16 protein-coding genes are annotated in these 20,780 nt (G+C 65.9%); 8 read left to right on the forward strand and 8 right to left on the reverse strand.

The window, feature by feature from the left end:
* Positions 1-166 precede the first annotated feature (166 nt).
* Positions 167-1,720: an alkyl hydroperoxide reductase subunit F gene (ahpF, locus tag V3596_RS16590; protein ID WP_334278904.1), complete on the forward strand. Its 1,554-nt coding sequence runs from the start codon at positions 167-169 to the stop codon at positions 1,718-1,720.
* A gap of 22 nt (positions 1,721-1,742) precedes the next feature.
* On the opposite strand, the gene rarD is transcribed toward ahpF, so the two are convergent.
* A complete protein-coding gene (gene rarD / locus V3596_RS16595; protein WP_334278905.1) occupies positions 1,743-2,639 on the reverse strand; it encodes an EamA family transporter RarD in 897 nt (298 codons plus the stop codon).
* A gap of 90 nt (positions 2,640-2,729) precedes the next feature.
* Here rarD and V3596_RS16600 point away from each other — a divergent pair, with 90 nt between their 5' ends.
* From V3596_RS16600 to V3596_RS16610, 3 genes are read left to right on the forward strand one after another with little or no spacing between them, the layout of a single operon-like run.
* Positions 2,730-2,999 (forward strand): MoaD/ThiS family protein, encoded by a 270-nt coding sequence (locus tag V3596_RS16600; RefSeq protein ID WP_334278906.1) that lies wholly within the window; start codon positions 2,730-2,732, stop codon positions 2,997-2,999.
* 7 nt (positions 3,000-3,006) lie between these two features.
* Complete coding sequence (locus V3596_RS16605) at positions 3,007-4,080, forward strand: WD40/YVTN/BNR-like repeat-containing protein (RefSeq protein WP_334278907.1); 1,074 nt, start codon at positions 3,007-3,009, stop codon at positions 4,078-4,080.
* A 27-nt stretch (positions 4,081-4,107) separates the two neighbouring features.
* Positions 4,108-6,057: a CocE/NonD family hydrolase gene (locus V3596_RS16610; protein WP_334278908.1), complete on the forward strand. Its 1,950-nt coding sequence runs from the start codon at positions 4,108-4,110 to the stop codon at positions 6,055-6,057.
* Here V3596_RS16610 and V3596_RS16615 read toward each other — a convergent pair.
* Positions 6,021-6,758 carry a pseudouridine synthase gene (locus V3596_RS16615; protein ID WP_334278909.1) on the reverse strand — a complete coding sequence of 246 codons (738 nt, stop codon included), beginning with the start codon at positions 6,756-6,758 and terminating at the stop codon, positions 6,021-6,023. The two genes, V3596_RS16610 and V3596_RS16615, sit on opposite strands and share 37 nt — an antisense overlap.
* Positions 6,759-6,872: 114 nt before the next feature.
* On the opposite strand from V3596_RS16615, the gene V3596_RS16620 reads away from it, so the two are divergent.
* On the forward strand, positions 6,873-6,995 hold the full coding sequence (locus V3596_RS16620) for a hypothetical protein (protein ID WP_334278910.1): 123 nt from the start codon (positions 6,873-6,875) through the stop codon (positions 6,993-6,995).
* Here V3596_RS16620 and V3596_RS16625 read toward each other — a convergent pair.
* Positions 6,992-7,399, reverse strand: a complete 408-nt coding sequence (locus V3596_RS16625) for a YchJ family protein (protein WP_334278911.1) — start codon at positions 7,397-7,399, stop codon at positions 6,992-6,994. The two genes, V3596_RS16620 and V3596_RS16625, sit on opposite strands and share 4 nt — an antisense overlap.
* Positions 7,400-7,434: 35 nt before the next feature.
* Between V3596_RS16625 and V3596_RS16630 the strand changes: the two genes are divergently transcribed.
* Together V3596_RS16630 and V3596_RS16635 are read left to right on the forward strand one after the other, a co-directional pair.
* The gene (locus tag V3596_RS16630) at positions 7,435-9,840 is read left to right on the forward strand and encodes a UvrD-helicase domain-containing protein (RefSeq protein ID WP_334278912.1); all 2,406 of its coding nucleotides are present in this window, start codon (positions 7,435-7,437) and stop codon (positions 9,838-9,840) included.
* Between the two features lie 26 nt (positions 9,841-9,866).
* A complete protein-coding gene (locus V3596_RS16635) occupies positions 9,867-12,518 on the forward strand; it encodes a M1 family metallopeptidase (RefSeq protein WP_334278913.1) in 2,652 nt (883 codons plus the stop codon).
* Here V3596_RS16635 and V3596_RS16640 read toward each other — a convergent pair.
* The 5 genes from V3596_RS16640 to V3596_RS16660 form a co-directional block, all read right to left on the reverse strand.
* Positions 12,503-13,534 (reverse strand): PhoX family protein, encoded by a 1,032-nt coding sequence (locus V3596_RS16640; protein ID WP_334278914.1) that lies wholly within the window; start codon positions 13,532-13,534, stop codon positions 12,503-12,505. The genes V3596_RS16635 and V3596_RS16640 overlap by 16 nt on opposite strands.
* A 19-nt stretch (positions 13,535-13,553) precedes the next feature.
* Positions 13,554-15,506 (reverse strand): PhoX family protein, encoded by a 1,953-nt coding sequence (locus tag V3596_RS16645; protein WP_334278915.1) that lies wholly within the window; start codon positions 15,504-15,506, stop codon positions 13,554-13,556.
* 168 nt (positions 15,507-15,674) lie between these two features.
* On the reverse strand, positions 15,675-16,496 hold the full coding sequence (locus V3596_RS16650) for a BPSS1780 family membrane protein (protein ID WP_334278916.1): 822 nt from the start codon (positions 16,494-16,496) through the stop codon (positions 15,675-15,677).
* Positions 16,493-17,470, reverse strand: a complete 978-nt coding sequence (locus V3596_RS16655; RefSeq protein WP_334278917.1) for a homoserine kinase — start codon at positions 17,468-17,470, stop codon at positions 16,493-16,495. The genes V3596_RS16650 and V3596_RS16655 overlap by 4 nt, the downstream gene beginning before the upstream one ends.
* 46 nt (positions 17,471-17,516) lie before the next feature.
* Positions 17,517-17,879 (reverse strand): hypothetical protein, encoded by a 363-nt coding sequence (locus V3596_RS16660; protein ID WP_334278918.1) that lies wholly within the window; start codon positions 17,877-17,879, stop codon positions 17,517-17,519.
* Between the two features lie 32 nt (positions 17,880-17,911).
* Here V3596_RS16660 and polA point away from each other — a divergent pair, with 32 nt between their 5' ends.
* Entirely contained in the window at positions 17,912-20,680 is a 2,769-nt protein-coding gene (gene polA / locus V3596_RS16665; protein WP_334278919.1) for a DNA polymerase I, read from the forward strand.
* Positions 20,681-20,780: the final 100 nt, after the last annotated feature.

Genomic DNA, 20,780 nt, shown 5'->3' on the forward strand with positions numbered 1-20,780 from the left:
GAGCGCCCTTGGCGCTCCCCCTCAAGGGGGCGAGCCCAGTGGCCCGGCAAAGCCGGTTCCACGGGCTCCGCTCGGTCAATACAGCCGAGCCACGCTGAAAGCGTCCTGATTGCGCGGGCGTTTTCAGAGTGGCTGATATCGCCACGCCTGAACCAGGAGCCCCACCATGTTGGACGACACCCTCAAATCGCAGCTCAAGTCCTACCTCGAGCGCGTGACAAAGCCCTTCGAGATCGAAGCCTCGCTGGACGATTCCGCCAGTGCGCGTGAACTGCAGGAACTGCTGGTCGAGATCGCCGGCATGTCCGACAAGATCACGCTGAAGACTGGTGGCCAGGATGCTCGCCGCCCCTCGTTCAGCCTGAAGCGCATCGGCAGCGACCAGAGCCTGCGCTTTGCTGCGATCCCGCTGGGTCATGAATTCACGTCGCTGGTGCTCGCGCTCTTGTGGACCGGCGGCCATCCGCCCAAGGTCGAGGCTGACGTGATCGAGCAGATCAAGGGCCTGGACGGTGACTTCAATTTCGAGGTCTACATGAGCCTGAGCTGCCACAACTGCCCGGACGTGGTGCAGGCGCTGAGCCTGATGTCGGTCTTGAACCCCAAGGTCAAGACGGTGGTGGTGGACGGCGCGCTGTTCCAGGACGAGGTCAATGCCCGCGAGGTCATGGCCGTGCCCAGCGTCTACTTGAACGGCAGCCATTTCGGTTCCGGCCGCATGACGGTGGAAGAGATCGTCGCCAAGCTCGACACCGGCGCTGCAACCAAGGATGCAGCCAAGCTCTCGGCCAGGGAGGCGTTCGACGTGCTCGTGGTTGGCGGTGGCCCCGCCGGCGCGGCCGCGGCCGTCTACGCCGCTCGCAAGGGCATCCGCACCGGCATTGCGGCCGAGCGCTTTGGCGGCCAGGTCAACGACACCATGGCGATCGAGAACTTCATCTCGGTGCTGGAAACCGACGGCCCCAAATTCGCGATGGGCCTTGACGCCCACGTGAAGGCGTATGGTGTGGACGTGATGAACCTGCAGCGAGGCGAGAAGCTGATTCCGCCGTCAACGCCCGGCGGCCTCGTGGAAGTGCAGCTCGCCAACGGCGGCACGCTGAAGAGCAAGACCGTGATCCTCTCCACCGGCGCGCGCTGGAGGAATGTGAACGTGCCCGGCGAGCAGGAATACAAGAACAAGGGCGTGGCCTATTGCCCGCATTGCGACGGCCCGTTGTTCAAGGGCAAGCGCGTGGCGGTGATCGGTGGCGGCAACTCCGGCGTCGAGGCGGCCATCGACCTCGCGGGCATCGTGGCCCATGTGACCTTGATCGAGTTCGGCGATGCGCTGCGGGCGGATGCGGTGCTGGTCAACAAGCTCAAGAGCCTGCCGAACGTGGTGATCCACACGCAGGCGCAGACCACCGAGCTGACCGGCGACGGCAGCAAGCTCAACGGCCTGACCTACACCGACCGTGCCAGCGGCCAGAGCCATCACATCGAGCTGGAAGGCGTGTTCGTGCAGATCGGGCTGGTGCCCAACACCGAATGGTTGAAGGGCGTGGTCGAACTGAGCAAGCACGGCGAGATCGTGGTCGATGCCAAGGGCCAGACCTCGGTCCCGGGCGTGTTCGCTGCCGGTGACGCGACGACCGTGCCGTTCAAGCAGATCATCATCGCGGCCGGCGATGGTGCGAAGGCAGCGCTGGCTGCCTTCGATCACCTGATTCGCAACTGATCGATCAGTTCGATCATCCCGATCAGGCGGGCTGCGGAGCCGTCATACGGCTGCGCAGCAGACTCTCCAGGCTGTAGACCGCCAGCGCAGCCCAGATCAGTGCGAACCCGACCAGCCGGCTCGACTGGAAGGGCTCGTGATAGAGCCAGACCCCCAGCACGAACTGGGTGGTCGGTGCGATGTATTGAAGGAGACCGAGCGTCGTCATCGGGATGCGGCGGGCGCCGGAAGCGAACAGCAGCAGGGTGATGGCGGTCAGCGGGCCGGAGAGCAGGAGCATGAAAAGGGTGAAGCTGTCGCCACTCACGAAAGCGCTATGGCCTTGCAGGCTCCACCACGCCAAGGCACCAATGGCGATGGGCGCGAGCACCAGGGTCTCGACGGTCAATCCTTCCAGCGCGCCCAGCGGGGCAATCTTGCGCAGCAGGCCATAGAAGCCGAAGCTGAAAGCCAGGCTCAGGGCCACCCAGGGCAGGCGGCCGGCCTGGACGGTCAGCCACACGACGCCTGCCGCGGCCAGGCCCACGGCCAGCCATTGCAGCTTGCGCGGCCGTTCATGCAGCACGGCAAAACCCAGCGCCACATTGACCAGCGGGTTGATGAAGTAGCCCAGGCTCGCGTCCAGCACATGGTCGTTCTGCACCGCCCAGACATAGATCAGCCAGTTCGTCGCCAGCAGCACGGCTGACAAGGCGAACGCGGCCAGCACCTTGGGCTGGCCCAGCACGGCGCGCATCCAGCTGAAATGTTTCTTGACCAGCAGCAGCGCCATCACGAACAGCAAGGACCAGACCGTGCGGTGCGCCACCACCTCCTGCGCGCCCACATGCCCCAACTGCTTGAAAAACAAGGGAAACAAGCCCCAGGCGGCATAGGCAGCGGCTGCGTACAGCACGCCCTTTGAAGATTCATTCGTCATGTGGCGATTGTGGTGGCCCGGCCCAGACCTTGCCCGCCGCGGGACTTCCACTGATGCGGACCCGGCAGGGCAGGCGCCTAATGCGCAGCCATGCCCCGTATCGTCTTCACGCCGCAATTGCGCCGTTTCGTCGACGCGCCTGATTTCGAGACAGGCGCCTTGCAGCTGCGTGCGGCGCTGGAGGAATGCTTCGCGGCACATCCCAGGCTGCGTGGCTATGTGCTGGACGACCAGTCTCACCTGCGCGCCAACGTCGTGATCTTCATCGACGGCCGGCGCCAGCGCGACCCTGTGGGCCTCAGCGATATTCTTCAAGCCGGCAGCCAGGTCCATGTGCTGCAAGCCTTGTCTGGAGGATGACAGCGTCATGAGTCAAACCGCCTGGGTCGCCACCCGCAAGGGTCTGTTCGAGCTGCGCCATGAAGGTGGCCGGGGCTGGCAGATCGCCCAACTGAATTTCATTGCCGAGCCGGTCACGATGGTGCTGCCAGCTCCTCCGGGGCAGCGCATGCTCGCCGCCTTGAACCTGGGGCACTTCGGCGTCAAGCTGCATGGCTCGGACGATGGCGGCCAGACCTGGCGAGAGCTGGCAACGCCCGGCTTCCCGGTGCAGCCCGAGGGCGCACCGGGGCCCGCCTGGAAGCTGGTGCAGATCTGGTCGCTGGAGCGCGACGCGGCTGGCCATATCTGGGCGGGCACCATTCCCGGCGGCCTGTTCCGCAGCAGCGATGGTGGCGAAAGCTGGGAGCTGATCGAATCGCTCTGGCACCGCGAGGAGCGACTGGAATGGTTTGGCGGCGGCTACGACGCGCCAGGCATCCATTCGATCTGCCCGCATCCGCAGTCGGCCGGCGAGATGCTGATCGGCATCAGCTGCGGCGGTGCCTGGCGCACGACCGATGGCGGCGCGACCTGGAGCACGCGCTCCACGGGCATGAAGGCGCTCTTCATGCCGCCGGAGCGCCAGGACGACCCCAATATCCAGGACCCGCACCGCGTCGAGCGCTGCACGGCCGCGCCCGATGTTCTGTGGACCCAGCATCACTGCGGCATCTGGCGCTCCACGGACAACGGCGCGAACTGGCAGGAGCTCAAGGCCGAGCCTTCGAGCTTCGGATTCGCGGTCGCTGCCCACCCGCTGGACCCGCAGACCGCCTGGTTTGTGCCGGCGGTGAAGGATGAGCGCCGCCTGCCCGTGGATGCCGCCCTGTGCGTGCTGCGCACCCGTGACGGCGGCAAGACTTTCGAGACATTGCGAGAAGGGCTGCCGCAGCTACATTGCTACGACCTCGTGTACCGCCACGGGTTGGCGGTTGACGGCACGGGTCGGCGGCTTTTGATGGGCAGCACCACCGGCGGCCTCTGGGCCAGCGATGATGGTGGCGACCACTGGCAGACCCTGTCGTTGAACCTGCCGCCGGTCTACGCCGTCCGCTTCTGATTCCAAACCCTGAACCTCAAGGCAAGCATGCGCACTCCGCTTCTCGCCCTGGCGACGCTGGCTTCGGCCGCCGCCCAGGCACAACCCGCACCCGCACCCGCGCCGGCTTCGGCACCGGCCTACGACACGGCGGCCAACTACACCAAGTACGAATACAAGGTCCCGGTGCGTGACGGCAAGAAGCTGTTCACCGTCGTCTACGTGCCCAAGGACGTGGCGCGCGACGCGAGCAAGACCTACCCCTTCCTGATGGTGCGCACGCCCTACAGCTGCGGCCCCTATGGCGTGGACCGTGACGGCGTGCGCCGCCTGGCGCCCAGCGAAGCCTTCCTGAAGGCCGGCTACATCTTCGTCTGCCAGGACGTGCGCGGCCGCTACATGTCCGAAGGCAAGTTCATCGAGATGACGCCGCACATCGCCAACAAGAAGAGCAAGAACGATGTGGACGAGAGCAGCGACACGCACGACAGCGTGCAATGGCTGCTCGACAACGTGAAGGGGCATAACGGCAAGCTCGGCCTGTGGGGTATTTCCTACCCAGGCTTCTATGCTGCGGCTTCGATCATCGATTCCCATCCGGCCATCAAGGCCGCCTCGCCGCAGGCACCGATTGCCGACTACTTCATGCGTGACGACGGCTACCACGGCGGCGGCCTGATGCTGGTGCACAACTACGGCTTCTTCACCAGCTACAAGCCGCTGGAGAACCCCACCACCGGCCCCCGAGGCTCGATCCCGTTCGACTACAAGGGCCGCGATGCCTACGACTACTTCCTGAAGCTCGGCAACCTGGCCAATATCCAGAAGAGCTTCGAGGTGGAAGGCAAGAAGGGCGCGCGCAACCCCTACTTCGACGAGCTGGTCGACAACGACACCTACAACGAGCACTGGAAGGCACGCGCCATTCCGCAGCACCTGAAGGGCATCAAGGCGGCCGTGCTGACGGTGGGCGGCTGGTTTGATGCCGAAGACCTGGCCGGCCCGCTGTCGGTCTACAAGCACATCAAGGCGCAGAACCCGGGCGTGAGCAACCAGCTGGTGATGGGCCCTTGGGTGCACGGCGGCTGGGTGCGTTCGGTCGGCAAGGCCCTCGGCCAGATCAGCTTCGCGCAGAACAACACCGAGTTCTTCCAGAAGAACATCGTCTTCCCGTTCTTCGAACAGCACCTGCGCGGTGCCACGGATGCCAAGCTGCCCGAGGCCTATGTGTTCGAGACCGGTACCAATGTCTGGCGCCAGTATTCGGCCTGGCCGCCTGAGCAGGCCAAGGCCAAGACGCTGTACTTCCACGCGGGTGGCAAGCTGAGCTTCACGGCGCCGGCTGCCGGGCAGGGCGGCTTCGACCAGTACATCAGCGATCCGAACAAGCCGGTGCCCTTCGTTGCCTACACGGCACTGAGCATGCCGCAGGAGTACATGGTCAGCGACCAGCGCTTTGCCGCCACGCGGCCCGACGTGCTGGTCTATGAGAGCGATGTGCTGGAAGAGGACGTGACGGTGGCCGGGCCGGTGGCTGCCCGGCTCTTTGTCTCGACCACGGGGACCGACTCGGATTGGGTGGTCAAGCTGATCGACGTGCATCCGCCCGAAGCGGGCGAGCCGCCCGCGGGGCGCATGGCCGGCGGCGCGCCAACCGACGTCGAAACGCCCAAGAGCAATTTCGGCGGCTTCCAGCAACTGGTGCGTGGCGACCCGCTGCGCGGCCGTTTCCGCAACAGCTTCGAGAAGCCAGAGGCCATGGTGCCGGGCAAGGTCGAGCAGATCGCCTACGACCTGCCGGACGTGAACCACACCTTCCGCCGCGGCCACAAGATCATGGTGCAGGTGCAGAGCAGCTGGTTCCCGCTGATCGACCGCAATCCGCAGACCTATGTGCGCATCCGTGATGCCAAGCCGGAAGACTTCAAGGCAGCCACGCAGAAGGTCTTCCGCGGCGGTGCTCAGGCTTCGGGGCTGGTGCTGCGCGTGATCGACTGAAGCTCGGTCTGAATCCCGGGCAGGCCTGACCATTCAGGCCCAGGCGGAGCGCTCATCACGAGCGCTTCGCCGTTTCCGGGGTGCCGGATCCGCAGCTCCAAGGCATGCAGCCACAAGCGCTGAACGCCCAGATGGGCGGCCACGGCGCGGTTCAGCGGGCCCTTGCCATGGGTGGCATCGCCGACTATCGGATGGGCCATGTGCTTCAGGTGTCGGCGGATCTGGTGGCGGCGGCCGGTCTCGGGGCGCAGCTCCATCAGGGCGAAGCGGCTGGTGGGGAAGCGCGCATCCGTCGCCAGTGACCATTCGGCCCGGGCCAGGCAGCGCCAATGGGTGAGCGCTTCCAGCATGGGCTGGCCGGTGGATGGCTGCTCGGGATCTCGGGCGAGCGGATGATCGATCGCGCCGGTGTCTTCTGCCGGCCAGCCGCGCACCAGGGCCAGGTAGCGCTTGCTTGGCTCGCCCCGCTCGAAGGACTGGCCGACGGCCGAAGCGGTGTCGGCGTCGAGCGCAAACAGCAGGACGCCCGAGGTGCCCTTGTCCAGCCGATGAACCGGCCAGACCGGCCGACCAAGCTGGTCGCGCAGCTTCTGCAGCGCCGCCTCTTCCTCATGCGCATCGAGCTGCGTGCGATGGACCAGCAGGCCCGGCGGCTTGTCTATTGCTACCAGGGCGTCGTCAAGGTGGAGGATGTTGAGCATTTGTTGCATTTCCTTGCAGCTCCACCCACTTGGGGGGCTCGGCAAAGAGGGGCTCTGTCCGAAAGAATGTTGTCACACACCGCAGAGATGATTGCGGCAGCTCGGGAGACAAAGATGCCTCAAACCTACACCGTCGGACACCGCTCGACTCTGGCTTCGGCCTGGACCTGGACGCGCAAGCTTTTCGGACTGCGCGAACCCCAGGCCTGGCCGCCGCGTCAGCGCCTGGCCCGCTAAGACATATCCCCATCGACGTAAAACCAGGCGCCGTCCTCGCGGACGAAGCGGCTGGTTTCATGCAGCCGCTGGGCGCGACCGCCCAGTTTGCTGCGAGCGACGAATTCGACCGTCGCATGGTTGTCGTCCTGTTGCAGGTGCTTCTTCACCTCCAGGCCCAGCCATCTGAGCCCCGCCTCATTGGGCTCCAGCGCTGCCGGCCTTCGGCTTGCGTGCCAGGTTGCCAGCAGGTAGGCCAGCTCATTCAAGACGAAAGCGCTGTAGCGCGAGCGCATCAGGGTCTCGGCGTCCGGCGCGCTCAAGCCGCCTGATTCCGCAAAGGCTTGATGCAGGGCGCCGCAGCAATCCTGGTAGGAACGCTGGTGGCCGCAGGGGCAAGGGAAGGGGCGAGAGCGGGACTTCACGGGTCGGCATGATGCCACTGCCTACAATCCTCTCGATGAGTTCGCATTCCCAAGATGACCTGTTTGCCGCCCCTCCCAGCAGCGGACTGTTGAAGAACCTGAATCCCGAGCAGTACGCCGCCGTCACCGCGCCGGCGGAGGCCACGCTGATCCTGGCCGGCGCCGGCTCGGGCAAGACGCGCGTGCTGACCACCCGCATCGCCTGGCTGATGCAGACCGGCCAGGTCTCGCCGGGCGGGGTGATGGCCGTGACCTTCACCAACAAGGCTTCCAAGGAGATGGTGACCCGCCTCACCACCATGCTGCCGGTGAACGTGCGAGGCATGTGGATCGGCACCTTCCACGGCCTGTGCAACCGCTTCTTGCGCGCGCACTGGAAACTGGCCGGCTTGCCGCAAGGCTTCCAGATCCTCGATTCGACCGACACGGTCTCGGCCATCAAGCGCGTCATCAAGGGCATGAAGCTGGACGAAGAGCGCTACATCGCCAAGCAGGTCAGCTGGTTCATCGCCGGCGCCAAGGAAGACGGCCTGCGCCCCGGCGATGTGGAGCAGCATGATGAACAGACCCGCACCCTGGCCCTGATCTACCAGGCCTATGAAGACCAGTGCCAGCGCGAAGGTGTGGTCGACTTCGCCGAGCTTATGCTGCGCTCCTTCGAGCTGATGCGCGACAACCAGGCCGTGCGCGAGCATTACCAGCGCCGCTTCCAGCATCTGCTGGTGGATGAGTTCCAGGACACCAACAAGCTGCAGTACGCCTGGTTGAAGATGTTTGCGCCTCCTGCGAATTCTGGAAGGGGCCAGGCCGTGTTCGCCGTGGGCGACGACGACCAGAGCATCTATGCCTTCCGCGGCGCGCGGGTCGGCAATATGTCGGACTTCGAGCGCGAGTACCGCGTCAAGCAGGTGATCAAGCTGGAGCAGAACTACCGCAGCTTCGGCAACATCCTGGACAGCGCCAACGCCCTGATCGGCCACAACAGCCGCCGTCTGGGCAAGAACCTGCGCACCGAGGCCGGCCCCGGCGAGCTGGTGCGGGTCTTTGAGGCCACCAGCGACTTCGCCGAGGCGCAGTGGCTGATCGAGGAAGCGCAAGCCCTGCATCGCGGCGGCATTGACCGCAAGGAGATCGCCATCCTCTACCGCAGCAATGCGCAGTCGCGGGTGATCGAGTCGGGCCTGTTCAACGCGGGCATCCCGTATCGCGTCTATGGTGGCCTGCGCTTCTTCGAGCGGGCCGAGGTGAAGCATGCGCTGTCCTATCTGCGCCTGATCGAGAACGCCAACGACGACACCAGCTTCCTGCGGGTGGTCAATTTCCCGACCCGCGGCATCGGCGCCCGCACCATCGAGCTCCTGCAGGATGCGGCGCGTGCCAGCGGCCGCAGCCTCTACCAGAGCGTGGGCGCAGTGGCGGGCAAGGGTGGCGGCAATCTGGCCGCGTTCGTGAACCTGGTCGATTCGATGCGCAACCTGACGCAGGGCCACAACCTGCGCGAGATCATCGAGCAGGTGATCGAGAGCTCCGGCCTGGCCGACTTCTATCGCACCGAAAAGGAAGGCGCCGAGCGGCTGGAGAACTTGGCCGAACTGGTCAATGCCGCGGAAGCCTTCGTGACGCAGGAGGGCTTTGGCAAGGATGCCGTGGCGCTGCCGGTGGACGAGCTCTCGCCCGGTGCGATCACCGAAGGCCTGCCGGCTGCCGTGGCCAACGCGGCGCCGGCGGTGCCGGATGCCGAGACCGGCGAGATCATGTCGCCGCTGGCGGCCTTCCTGACGCACGCATCGCTGGAAGCGGGCGACAACCAGGCCCAGGCCGGCCAGGACGCCATCCAGCTGATGACCGTGCATTCGGCCAAGGGCCTGGAGTTCGATGCGGTCTTTATCACCGGCCTGGAAGAAGGCCTGTTCCCGCATGAGAACTCGCTGTCGGACGGCGATGGCCTCGAAGAAGAACGCCGGCTGATGTACGTGGCGATCACGCGGGCGCGCCAGCGGCTCTATCTGTGCTTCAGCCAGACCCGCATGCTGCACGGCCAGACCCGCTACAACATCAAGAGCCGCTTCTTCGACGAGCTGCCCGAGGCCTGCCTCAAGTGGCTGAGCCCGCGCAACCAGGGCTTTGGGTCGGGCTTTGCGCGCGACTACCAAGACGCCTGGCAGCGTGGCTCGGGCCTCAAGTCCATGGTCGGCGCCGGCAAGTATGCCGAGCGGCCGGCCTATGCGGCAGCTCCGGTGCCGGCCGCGATGGTCAAGAAGGTCGACGAGGAACATGGCGGCCTGCGCGTGGGCAAACCGGTGTTTCACAACAAGTTTGGTGAAGGTGTCTTGCTGACGCTGGAAGGCAGCGGCGCGGATGCCCGCGCGCAAGTCAACTTCGGCCGCCACGGCACCAAGTGGCTGGCACTGTCGGTGGCCAAGCTGACCCCGATCGAATAGACAGAAGCGCGAGAGACGAGGGATTGATGAGGAGAGTTCTGACAACGCTGGCGCAGAGCATGGCAATCGGCATGGCAACGAGCCTGGCCTTGCTGGGCGTGGCCCATGCGGCGAGCAACCTGCCCATGCGTCTTGGCGATGCGGCCCGGCCGCTGGCCTACAAGCTCGACCTGAAGGTTGACCCCGCGCAGCCGCGCCATAGCGGCACCGTCGAGATTTCGCTTGAGCTGAACAGTGCGTTGAAAGCGCTGCGCCTGCATGCCAAGGACCTGCGCATCAGCGCGGTCGAATACCGGGCCGAAGGCGGTGCCGCGCAAGTCGGCAAGGCCAGCACGGCCGACGCCGACAGCGTCTTCCTGCGCTTTGCCAAGCCACTGCCGGCCGGCCGCGGCACGCTGCGGGTGCGCTTCACCGGCCTGATCAGCGAGCAGGACACGCTGGGCCTGTTCCGCCAGCGTGAAGGCGGCGACTGGTATGCGACCACGCAGCTCGAGGACCTCGGCGCGCGCATGACCTTCCCGGTGTTCGATGAGCCGGGCTGGAAAGTGCCCTGGACGCTGAGCCTCACCGTGCCGAGCAAGCAACTCGCCGTGGCCAACGAGCCGGTGCTGCGAGAGCGAGCCGCAGGCAAGGGCTGGAAGCGCGTCGAGTTCAAGACCACGCCGCCGCTGCCCAGCTATCTGCTCGCCTTTGCGGTCGGGCCATTCGCGGTCAAGGACGGCGGCCTGGCGGGTGCCACGCCCCTGCGCTACCTGACGCCACGCGGCCGCGCCGAAGAAGCGAGCTTTGCCGCATCGGTCACTCCGGCCGTGGTGCAGCAGCTGGAAAGCTGGTTCGGCATGCCGCATCCCTTCAGCAAGCTGGACAGCCTGGTGATCCCCTTGACCGAAAACTTCGGCGCGATGGAGAACCCGGGCCTCATCACCTACTCAAGCAAGATCATGCTGGGCAAGCCCGGCCAGGAGACCTTGAGCCTGCAGCGCAACTATGTCTCCACAGCGGCGCATGAGATTGCGCATCAGTGGTTCGGCAACCTGGTGACCATGGGCTGGTGGGACGATCTCTGGCTCAACGAGAGCTTCGCCTCCTGGATGGGCGACAAGATCACCGCCCATTTGCGCCCCGATTGGCGTTGGGAACTGACCACCCAGCATGTGCGCCAGGAAGCCATGGCCGGCGACCGCCTGCCCAGCGCGCGCCGCGTTCATCAGCCGGTGCATACGAACGAAGACCTGGGCACGGCTTTCGACGAAATCACCTATTCCAAGGGCCAGAGCGTGCTTTCGATGTTCGAGTCCTGGCTTGGCGAGGCACGCATGCAGGCCGGCGTGCGCCGCTACATCAAGCACCATGCGGGCGGCAGCGCGTCCAGCGAGCAGTTCGTCCATTCGATCGCGGAAGGCGACAAGGACCTGGAAGCGGCCTTCGCCAGCTTCATCGACCAGCCCGGCATCCCGGTCGTGCGCTTCGAACTGCAGTGCGAAGCCGGCAGCGCGCCGCGCTTGCGCCTGAGCCAGTCGCGCTATCGGCCGCTGGGGGCGAAGAACATGCCCGACAGCCAATGGACAGTGCCGGTGGTCCTGCGCACGCCGGGTGGCGTGAGCCGTCATCTGCTGAAGACGCAGAACGAAACGGTGACGCTGCCTGATGCCAGCTGCCCGGGCTGGCTGCAGCCCAATGTTGGCGGCAAGGGCTACTACCGTTCGCAGATGGACCCGGCCCTGATCCAGCCCGCGAAGTACAGCGTCAGCGAACTGCTCGCCCTGCTGGACGATCAGCGCGCGCTGACGCAGAACGGTGAGCTGAAACTCAGCAGCCTCGCGCCGCTGGTGAAGGCGCTGGCGGCCGACCCGCGCCGCGAGCTGCGTGAAGCCGCGCTGGAAACAATGGCCGGCCTGGAGCCCATGACCGTGGCCGAGCAGCGCAGTGCCTATGCGGCTTTGCTGCAAAGCCTGTTTGGCGCGCAGGCTCGCGAGCTTGGCTGGCAGGTCGGCGCTGACGACGACGAAGACCGCCGCCTGCTGCGCGAAGCGCTCTTGCCCTTCATGGCCGACAGCGGCCGCGATGCGGTGCTGCGCGAACAGGCGCTGCTATACACCCGTGCCTGGCTCGCTGCCGCGACGCGCGATGGCCTGGCCCACGAAGAGCTGATTGACCCAGGCCTGCGCGGCGCCATCCTGCGCTCGGCCGCCCTGGCAGGCGATGCGACGCTGTTCGATGGCATGCTGAACCTGGCCCGCGTCACGCCTGACCGTCGCCTGCGCGAGCAGCTGCTGTCGGCGCTGGGCGTTTTCGGTGCGCCGGACCTGGCTGCGCGAGCGCGGCGCCTCCTGCTCGATGCCAAGCTGGACAGCCGCGAAACCATCGGCCCGGTGCTTGGGCGCCAGATCCAGGACCCGCTGCTGGCGCAGAGTGCGTTGGACTTCGTGGCCGAGCATGACGCCGCCCTGCGCAAGCGCATGACCAAGGTGGCCGAGGCCAATCTGCCCGAGGTGCTGGCTGGTGGCTGCACGAAGGAGCGGGCCGAGCGACTTCAGAAGCAGTTCGGTCCGGCTGCCGCGCAGCTCGATGCCGGCCCGGCCCTCCTGGCCAAGGCGGTTTCGCGCATCGAGCTGTGCTCGGCCTATCGCGAAGCCCAGGCGGGCTCCCTGCAGGAGTTGCTTCAGAGCACGCGCTGAGCGGCGCAAGCTGTGCGGATCTGGTCGGCCGCCAGGCGGGCGTTGATCAGGACGTCGGCCTGGTTGGTGAAGGGATAGTCGGCATTGGCCATGTCCAGCCCCAGCCTGCCGTGGCGCAGCGTGGTCCACGCCAGCTCACCCTGCGCGTCGCGGCATGCCAGCTGCAGATGACCCTCGTCCAGGTACTTGGAGCCGGCACTCTGGCCCTTGCCACTGTCGGCGGGGTTCCACAGCGCCCGTGAGACGTAGCGGTAGCGGGTCTCCTTGTCCTCGGCATCGCGCATCAGGATGGTGATGGGCTGGCCGACTTCCGCTGGCACCATCCAGAGTTCGGCCTGCTTGAGGCGGCCGAGCGCCGTGCGCTTGGCCGGCACCGACTCCGGATTGAAGGGATCGGTCTCGACCACCCAGCCGAAGGTGTTGGCGATGTTGCGGTAGTCGTGCGCGGCTGTTGCGCCGGCCACGGCCGCGTTCCAGCGCGCGAACAGGTCCTGCTTGCCGGCATGCTCCCAGCGGCAGAGGCTTTGGTGCCCGGCTCTCAGGCCGTAGCGCTGCAAGCCCGCCAGGGCCTTGGCGCCATGGCGGGGCAGCGTGTCGATGCCACGGCCCACGAACGGCAGAAAGTCGCCCTCTCCATGCAGGCAGGTGCCCCAGGGCGTGCAGACGATGGCGCTGCCGACGAGCGTGCCGCGTGTGCGGGTGCCCAGGCCGGAGAACTTGGTGGCCAGCAAAGCCGAGGCGCGCGCCGGCCCGCTGAAATCGATCACGGTGGCAGCGCTGATGCGCCGGTTCAGGCGCGAGTCGGGCACCGGCAGCACCTGGCCTTCGGTACCGCGCCGGAACTCGGCGATGCCCAGACCCAGCGCATAGATCTCGCGCTCCACTGCTTCCGGGCAGGTCGCCGTTCCGCCTGAACGGTCAACGAGGCCGCCGTGCTGGCTGCACAGCAGGCCCCTGTCTTCGCGCCCGGGCTGGAAAGCGCCGCCATTGCTCAGACCCAACCATGGCACGGGCATCGGGCGGCGTTCCTTCGCTTCAGAGCTTGTCCAGCTTCATGCCGGTGGCTTCGCCGGTCAGGTAGCCGACGGCGGCACCGAAGCGGTCCTTGAAGTTGGCGCGCACCAGCGGGTCCAGCGTCGCTTGCACCTTGCTGTGCAGGCTGGCGCTCCAGTCGCCGGGATGCTGGAAGTTGCTGGTGATGTAGGTCCAGCCGTTCAGGTCGTCCACCACGCCCAGGCCCGTCGCTTCGGCGCCCGAAGGCATTGAGACCAGGCGTGAGAGAACCTTGGTGTCGACGTTGTAGGCCCAGACGAAGTTGTTGACGTGATAGCCGCTGTCTTCGCCGATGAAGAGGGTGCGCAGCTTTTCGGAGAACTTCAGGTTGTCGGGCGCGCCGATCTTGTCGGGGTTGGCCAGGTTGCCCAGTGCGTCGGCGGCGATGTCCTCGCCCACCAGCAGCATCTTGGTCCGCGTGACCACCCATTCGCTGTTGATCGCCGTGCCGGCCGTGTCCTTCTGGCCACCCGACAGCGTGTGAGCCAGCACGCCACCGGCATTCACGGCCTTCTCCAGCGTGACGCCATAGGCCTCGTTCCAGGCCGCGTTGTTGCGCACCATGGAGCTCTGCATGTTCTGCAGGGCCGAGTAGGCGATCTTGTCCTTGGCATTGACCGTCGTGCCTTCCATCTTGCTGAAGGCCATCGTGCCGCCAACAAGTGCTGCGTAGCGATGTGATTCCAGGAAGGCCGCGGCCTTCTCCATGCCCGGCTTGACCTTGACCCACTGCACCTTGCCGCTGAAGTTGATCTTCGTATAGCTGGCGTCCTTGGGATCGGCGGTCTGCACGTCCATGATGTCGGTCGGCTTCAGCGTGTTGGCCAGCGCTTCGATTTCTGCGCTGCTGGCCGAGCCCATCTTGATCCAGGTGACCGCGGCACCGGCGGCGGCCGGGTCGATGGAGAAGCCGGCGCCGAACCTGGCGACGTAGAGGCTGCCCGAGGACAGGTCTTTTTCCTTGTCGGCCACGAACATGAACAGGCCGCCATTGGTGGCATCGTCGCCCATCAGTGCGGTGCGGTTGTCGGGCATTACCTCGATCAGCTCATGCGAAATGCGGCCCAGGCAGTAGTGCTTCTTCAGGGTGCCCGTGCCGTCCGGGTTGACCGTCACTTCGGGCATGTGGCCGTAGTGGTACGGGTTGGCCTTGGTCTCGTCGCCGAACGTGTTCTTGCTGAAGGCCTTGAACATCGGGTTGGAGGCGATGGTGAAGGCATCCGGCTCGTACTCTTCGCTGGAGAGATGCGTGCCCCAGGGCGAGAGGCTGGAGCCGCAGGTGATCCACAGGCCATGCGCCGCCGAGGTGTCGACGTTGTGGTACTTCACCAGCGTCAGCTTGCCGGTCGTCTGGTCCTGGTCCAGGGTGAGGACGGCGATGGGCGAGGGCAGCTTGCCGTACATGTCGGTCTTGCCGTCTTGCGCCCATGTCGTGTACTCGAACTGCACGACGGCAAACACGGCCTTGCCCTTGATGCCGGCCACGGTCGGGTTGGGCACCGACAGCAGCGAAGTGCCGTCCGGCGAGTCGGAGAAGAACTGGCGGCTCTTGCCGGCCACCGAGGTGTCGATGATGGGCTGGTTCTTGATGTCGACATAACCGCCGGCCAGGAGGGTGCCGCCCTTGCCGTCCGGCACCAGGTCGCCGGTCATGAAGAAGGGCTGGTAGGCCAGCTTGAAGCTCTGCTTGCTGCCGTCGCTGAGCATCACGTCCAGGCTTGAAGCCACAGCCGTCTTGGCCATCGCGGCCGGGTCCGCCAGGCTCGGTGCGGCCATCGCTGCAAAGCTGGCCGAGGTGAAGGTGATGCTCGCGGCGTCACCGCCGCCGCAGGCGCTCAAGCCGATGCTGGCGCCGACGCCGCTGATCGGCAGCAGCATTGGCGTGCCGAGAAACTTCAGGGCCTGGCGGCGGTTCGGGTGATGGGCTTGGGACATGCTCGATTTACTCCACGGTGTCGTTGTCGTCGTGCGCGGCCGTTGGTTGATCGGGCCGTCGCGCTGGGGCCGCAATGTAGGCAGCGGGTGTGTCAACAGCGTGAAGACGCGGCGCGACAAACACAAAGGCCCCGGGGTTGCCGGGGCCGTTGTGGTCGGGCCGTGCGACTACTTGCTCAGCAGATCGCGCGGCGCGCCGAACATGAAGCAGTCGATGAAGGTGAAGTACAGCGAGGCGTAGAAGAGCGTGGGCAGCAGCAGGACCAGCGCCAGCAAGGGCAGCAGCAGCAGCGGCCCCAGCACCAGCGCCGCGCCGCTGATCAGGAGCGACAGCCCCATGATCAAGCCGGCCCATGCCATGGCATTGACCGAGAACGCGCCGCGGTTGCGCCACAAGCCCAGGGTGCTGGAGAACAGCGCTTGCATCGCTCCTTGGCCGCCCCAGTGGACCAGGGCCGGCGCATGCCAGAAGGGAATGGCCAGCAAGGTGCTGGCCAGCAGGTGCCAGCCGAGCGCCTTCAGCACGGCGGGCTCCATCCAGATCGCGTTCATGGCATCGCCGTCCGGCTTCTCGCGGGCCATTTCCTTCTGCAGCGCGCGTATCGCCTGGTCCATGGTCGCGCCATCGACCCAGTTCAGCACCAGGGCCATCACCAGAGCGCTTGCCGCGTAGGCCGCGCACAGCGTCAGCTGGGTCCGGCTTTGCGGGGAATTGACCTTGAAGGGCGCGGCGAAAACCTGGATGTTGGGCGTCTTATCCTGCAGCACCAGATGGGTGGCCAGCATGAAACCCAGCGACATCAGGGGCAGCGCAGCCACCAGGAGCAGGCCGCCAAAGGGCAACAGACTCAGCAGCAGGGCGCTGAACATCGAGAATGAGAACAGCCCGGTCAGCGCGAGCGGCTTGCGCTGCCAGACCTTGAAGGCATGGCGTATCCAGAGCAGCCCGTTGCGGGCAGGCACGGTCTGCAGGTGCAGCGTCATCGTCATGCAGCTTCCTTCACGGCATGCCAGGGTGCGCCGATGCGCTCGCGCAGCACGCGCTCGAAATGCGTCGGGTCGTGGGGTTTCAGGAGCGCAGCGTCGCGCGGCAGATGGAAGTCCCAGAGCCGCGAAATCCAGAAGCGCAGGGCGGCAGCGCGCAGGAGGGCCGGCAGCAGCCGGTGCTCGGTGCCGCTCAAGGGCCGCACGGTTTCATAGGCATCGACGAAGGCCTGGGCACGCAATTCATCGAGCCGGCCGCTGGCCAGGTCGATGCACCAGTCATTGATGCATACGGCGATGTCGAACAGCCAGGTATCGACGCCAGCGAAATAGAAGTCGAAGAAGCCGCTGAGCTTTTCGCGACCGGGCAGTCCATCGAACATGACGTTGTCGCGGAACAGATCAGCGTGAACTGGGCCGCGCGGCAGCTCGGCATAGCCTGCCGACGCGGCCAATTGCTGCTGGAAGCTCAGCTCTTCGGACAGGAGCGCGGCTTGGGCCGCTTCCAGATGCGGCAACACCACGGGCACGGTCTCGGTCCACCAGGGCAGGCCGCGCAGATTGGGCTGGTGCAACTCGTAGTCTTGTGCAGCCAGATGCATGCGGGCCAGCTCGGCGCCGACCTGTTCGCAATGGAAGACGTCGGGCGCGAGCTGATGGCCTCCGCACAGACGGTTGACCACGGCCGCCGGCTTGCCGCTCAGCTCATGCAGGATCTCGCCGCTGGCATCCGCCTGCGGGTCGGGCACCTGGATGCCGCGCCGCGCCAGATGCTGCATCAGGCGCAGGTAGAAGGGCAACTGCTCGAAGCTCAGGCGCTCGAACAGCGTGAGCACGAACTCGCCGCGATCGGTCGTGAGGAAGAAATTGCTGTTCTCGATGCCGGCGGTGATGCCGCGCAATTGCTGCAGCCGGCCCAGGTTCAGGCGGCTCACGAGGGCTTGTGCCTGCTCGTGGGTGACTTCGGTGAAAACAGCCATGGCGCTCAGAGTGGGCTTGCGACCCGGGGCCGCAGGCCGGAGGTGTTCAGAAAGTCAGCAGCTTCCAGACGCGCTTGCCGGCGGCGCCACGCGTGACGGAGCCGGAGGACATGTCGCGGCCGCCGTCGGGCAGGATGATTTCATAGGACGGCAGCTTGCTGTCCTTGGGCGTGACCTTGGCCGTCTGGGCCTGGCCGCGCACGCGCAGCTCCTCGATGCGGGTGCTGTCGTCCTCGAGCACGATGACCTCGACTTTGGGTTCGGGCGGGGTAACCAGGGGCGCCTGCGTGGTTCCTGCTGTTGGCGCGGTCGGCGCCGCGGGTTTGTCAGCCGCCTGAGCGGCATGTGCGGCCAGGGCCAGCAAGGGCAGGGGCAGCAGACGGTGCAGGCGGTGGTTGTGCTGAGGCATGGGTTCATTCTAAGTGCATGACAATCGCCGCCATGAGCAAACCCATCCTGCTGCTGGTCGACGGTTCCAGCTTCCTCTACCGTGCCTTCCATGCCATGCCTGACCTGCGTGGGCCGCAGGGCCAGGCCACCGGCGCCGTGCACGGCATGGTGGCGATGATGAAGAAGCTGCGCGACGACATCGGCGCCGAGCATGCCGCCTGCATTTTTGACGCCAAGGGCCCGACGTTCCGCGACGAGTGGTACCCCGAATACAAGGCCCAGCGCGCACCCATGCCGGATGCGCTGCGCGAGCAGATCGACCCGATCCATGAAGTGGTGAAGCTCCTGGGCTGGCCGGTGCTGGTGGTGCCCGGCATCGAGGCGGACGACGCCATCGGCACGCTGTGCCGCGTGGGCGCTGCGGCGGGCCACCAGGTGATCGTGGCCACCGGCGACAAGGACATGGCCCAGCTGGTGAATGCCGATGTGAGCCTGATCAACACCATGGCCAAGCCGCCCGAGCGCCTGGACGAAGCCGGCGTGCTGGAAAAATTCGGCGTACCGCCGGACCGCATCATCGACTACCTGACCTTGATGGGCGACACCGTGGACAACGTACCCGGTGTCGAGAAGGTCGGCCCCAAGACGGCGGCCAAATGGATTGCCGAGCATGGCTCGCTGGATGGCGTGATCGCCAATGCCGACAAGATCAAGGGCGTGGCCGGTGAGAACCTGCGCAAGGCCCTGGACTGGCTGCCCATGGGCCGCAAGCTCGTCACCGTGGTGTGCGATTGCGACCTTGCCGGGCATGTGCCCGGCTGGCCGGCGCTCGAGGAACTTGCGCTGAAGCCGGTGGACGAGACCGGCCTGAAGGATTTCTACAGCCGCAATGGCTTCAAGACCTGGCTGCGCGAGCTGAGCGGCGAAACGCCGGCTGCATCGGCCCCGAAGGCCGCCCCGCAGCAGACGGGCGACCTGTTCGCCGATGCATCGGCGCCGGCGTCTTCTGCCATCGACAAGCACTACGACACCGTGCTCGACTGGGCCACCTTCGACCAATGGCTGGCCCGCATCAATGCCGCGCCGCTGACGGGCCTGGACACCGAAACCGATTCGCTGGACCCGATGCGGGCAAGCATCGTCGGCATCAGCTTCAGCGACCAGGTCGGCGAGGCCGCCTACATTCCCTTGCGCCACGCCGGCCCCGATGCGCCCGCGCAGTTGCCACTCGAAGAGGTGCTGGCCAGGCTGAAGCCCTGGCTGGAAGACGAGTCCAAGGCCAAGCTCGGGCAGAACATCAAGTACGACACCCATGTGTTCGCCAACCACGGCGTCAATGTGCAGGGCTATCGCCATGACACGATGCTGCAGAGCTATGTGCTTGAGGCGCACAAGACCCACGGCCTGGAAGCATTGGCTGATCGCCACCTCGGCCGCCACGGCCTGAGCTACGAAGACCTCTGCGGCAAGGGCGTGCACCAGATTCCATTCGCTCAGGTCGATGTGGCCAAGGCGAGCGAGTACAGCTGCGAAGATTCGGAGATGTGCCTGGGCGTGCATGAAAGGCTCTATCCGGCGATCGAGGCTGAGGCGGGCCTGAAGTACGTCTACGAGCAGATCGAGATGCCGGCCTCCAAGCTGCTCATGCGCATCGAGCGCAATGGCGTCTTGATCGACGGAGCCAAGCTGCAAGCGCAAAGCCATGAGCTGGCGCAGCGCCTGGTGAAGATCGAACAGGAGGCCTACGAGATTGCCGGCCAGCCCTTCAACATGGGCAGCCCCAAGCAGATCGGCGAGATCCTGTTCAACAAGCTCGGCCTGCCGGTGGTGAAGAAGACGGCGACCGGTGCGCCCTCCACCGACGAGGAGGTGCTGGACAAGCTTGCCGAGGACTATCCGCTGCCGGCCAAGATCCTCGAGTACCGCGGCCTGGCCAAGCTCAAGAGCACCTACACGGACAAGCTGCCCTTGCAGGTCAACCCGGAAACCGGCCGCGTCCACACCAACTACTCGCAGGCGGTGGCGGTGACCGGCCGCCTGGCCAGCACCGACCCCAACCTGCAGAACATCCCGATCCGCACCGCGGAAGGCCGCCGCGTTCGCGAGGCCTTTGTGGCGCCAGCCGGGCATCACATCGTCAGTGCCGACTATTCGCAGATCGAGCTGCGCCTGATGGCTCACATCAGCGAAGACCCGGGCCTCCTGAAGGCCTTCGGCGAAGGCATCGACGTGCACAAGGCCACCGCCTCCGAAGTGTTCGGCACGCCGGTGGCCGATGTCAGCTCGGAGCAGCGCCGCTATGCCAAGACCATCAACTTCGGTCTGATCTACGGCATGGGTGCCTTCGGCCTGGCCACGAGCCTCGGCATCGAGACCAAGGCGGCCAAGGACTACATCGACCGATACTTTGCCCGCTTCGCCGGCGTGAAGCGCTACATGGACGAGACCAAGGCCCGCGCTGCCGAGCTCGGCTATGTGGAGACCCTGTTCGGCCGCCGCATCACCCTGCCCGAGATCAAGGGTGGCAACGGCCCGCGCAAGGCCGGCGCCGAACGCCAGGCCGTCAACGCCCCCATGCAGGGCACGGCGGCCGACCTGATCAAGCTGGCCATGGTGGCGGTGCAAAAGGCGCTGGACGAGTCGGGCAAGAAGACACGCATCATCATGCAGGTGCACGACGAGCTGGTTTTCGAGGTGCCTGACGCCGAACTGGACTGGATCAAGGCCGAGGTGCCTCGCCTGATGGCCGGCGTGGCCAGCCTGAAGGTGCCGCTGCTGGCCGAGGTGGGCGTGGGCTCAAACTGGGATGAAGCGCATTGAAGAGCGCCCGAGGATTTGTGCTGCCAAGGCGGCTCATATCGGACCATCGGGTCGGCGATGGGCGGCTTAAGGTGGTGGTCTTGTATTGAATGTTCCGTCG

The sequence above is a fragment of the Roseateles microcysteis genome, assembly GCF_036880965.1.
GTDB lineage: Bacteria > Pseudomonadota > Gammaproteobacteria > Burkholderiales > Burkholderiaceae_C > JAUASW01.

Coding starts and splice junctions, on each gene's coding strand:
- V3596_RS16660 (WP_334278918.1), bottom strand. CDS start 17,879: ATGCCTCAGCACAACCACCGCCTGCACCGTCTGCTGCCCCTGCCCTTG.
- rarD (WP_334278905.1), bottom strand. CDS start 2,639: ATGACGAATGAATCTTCAAAGGGCGTGCTGTACGCAGCCGCTGCCTAT.
- V3596_RS16650 (WP_334278916.1), bottom strand. CDS start 16,496: ATGACGATGACGCTGCACCTGCAGACCGTGCCTGCCCGCAACGGGCTG.
- polA (WP_334278919.1), top strand. CDS start 17,912: ATGAGCAAACCCATCCTGCTGCTGGTCGACGGTTCCAGCTTCCTCTAC.
- V3596_RS16635 (WP_334278913.1), top strand. CDS start 9,867: ATGAGGAGAGTTCTGACAACGCTGGCGCAGAGCATGGCAATCGGCATG.
- V3596_RS16605 (WP_334278907.1), top strand. CDS start 3,007: ATGAGTCAAACCGCCTGGGTCGCCACCCGCAAGGGTCTGTTCGAGCTG.
- ahpF (WP_334278904.1), top strand. CDS start 167: ATGTTGGACGACACCCTCAAATCGCAGCTCAAGTCCTACCTCGAGCGC.
- V3596_RS16600 (WP_334278906.1), top strand. CDS start 2,730: ATGCCCCGTATCGTCTTCACGCCGCAATTGCGCCGTTTCGTCGACGCG.
- V3596_RS16610 (WP_334278908.1), top strand. CDS start 4,108: ATGCGCACTCCGCTTCTCGCCCTGGCGACGCTGGCTTCGGCCGCCGCC.
- V3596_RS16645 (WP_334278915.1), bottom strand. CDS start 15,506: ATGTCCCAAGCCCATCACCCGAACCGCCGCCAGGCCCTGAAGTTTCTC.
- V3596_RS16630 (WP_334278912.1), top strand. CDS start 7,435: ATGAGTTCGCATTCCCAAGATGACCTGTTTGCCGCCCCTCCCAGCAGC.
- V3596_RS16620 (WP_334278910.1), top strand. CDS start 6,873: ATGCCTCAAACCTACACCGTCGGACACCGCTCGACTCTGGCTTCGGCC.
- V3596_RS16655 (WP_334278917.1), bottom strand. CDS start 17,470: ATGGCTGTTTTCACCGAAGTCACCCACGAGCAGGCACAAGCCCTCGTG.
- V3596_RS16640 (WP_334278914.1), bottom strand. CDS start 13,534: ATGCCCGTGCCATGGTTGGGTCTGAGCAATGGCGGCGCTTTCCAGCCC.
- V3596_RS16615 (WP_334278909.1), bottom strand. CDS start 6,758: ATGCTCAACATCCTCCACCTTGACGACGCCCTGGTAGCAATAGACAAG.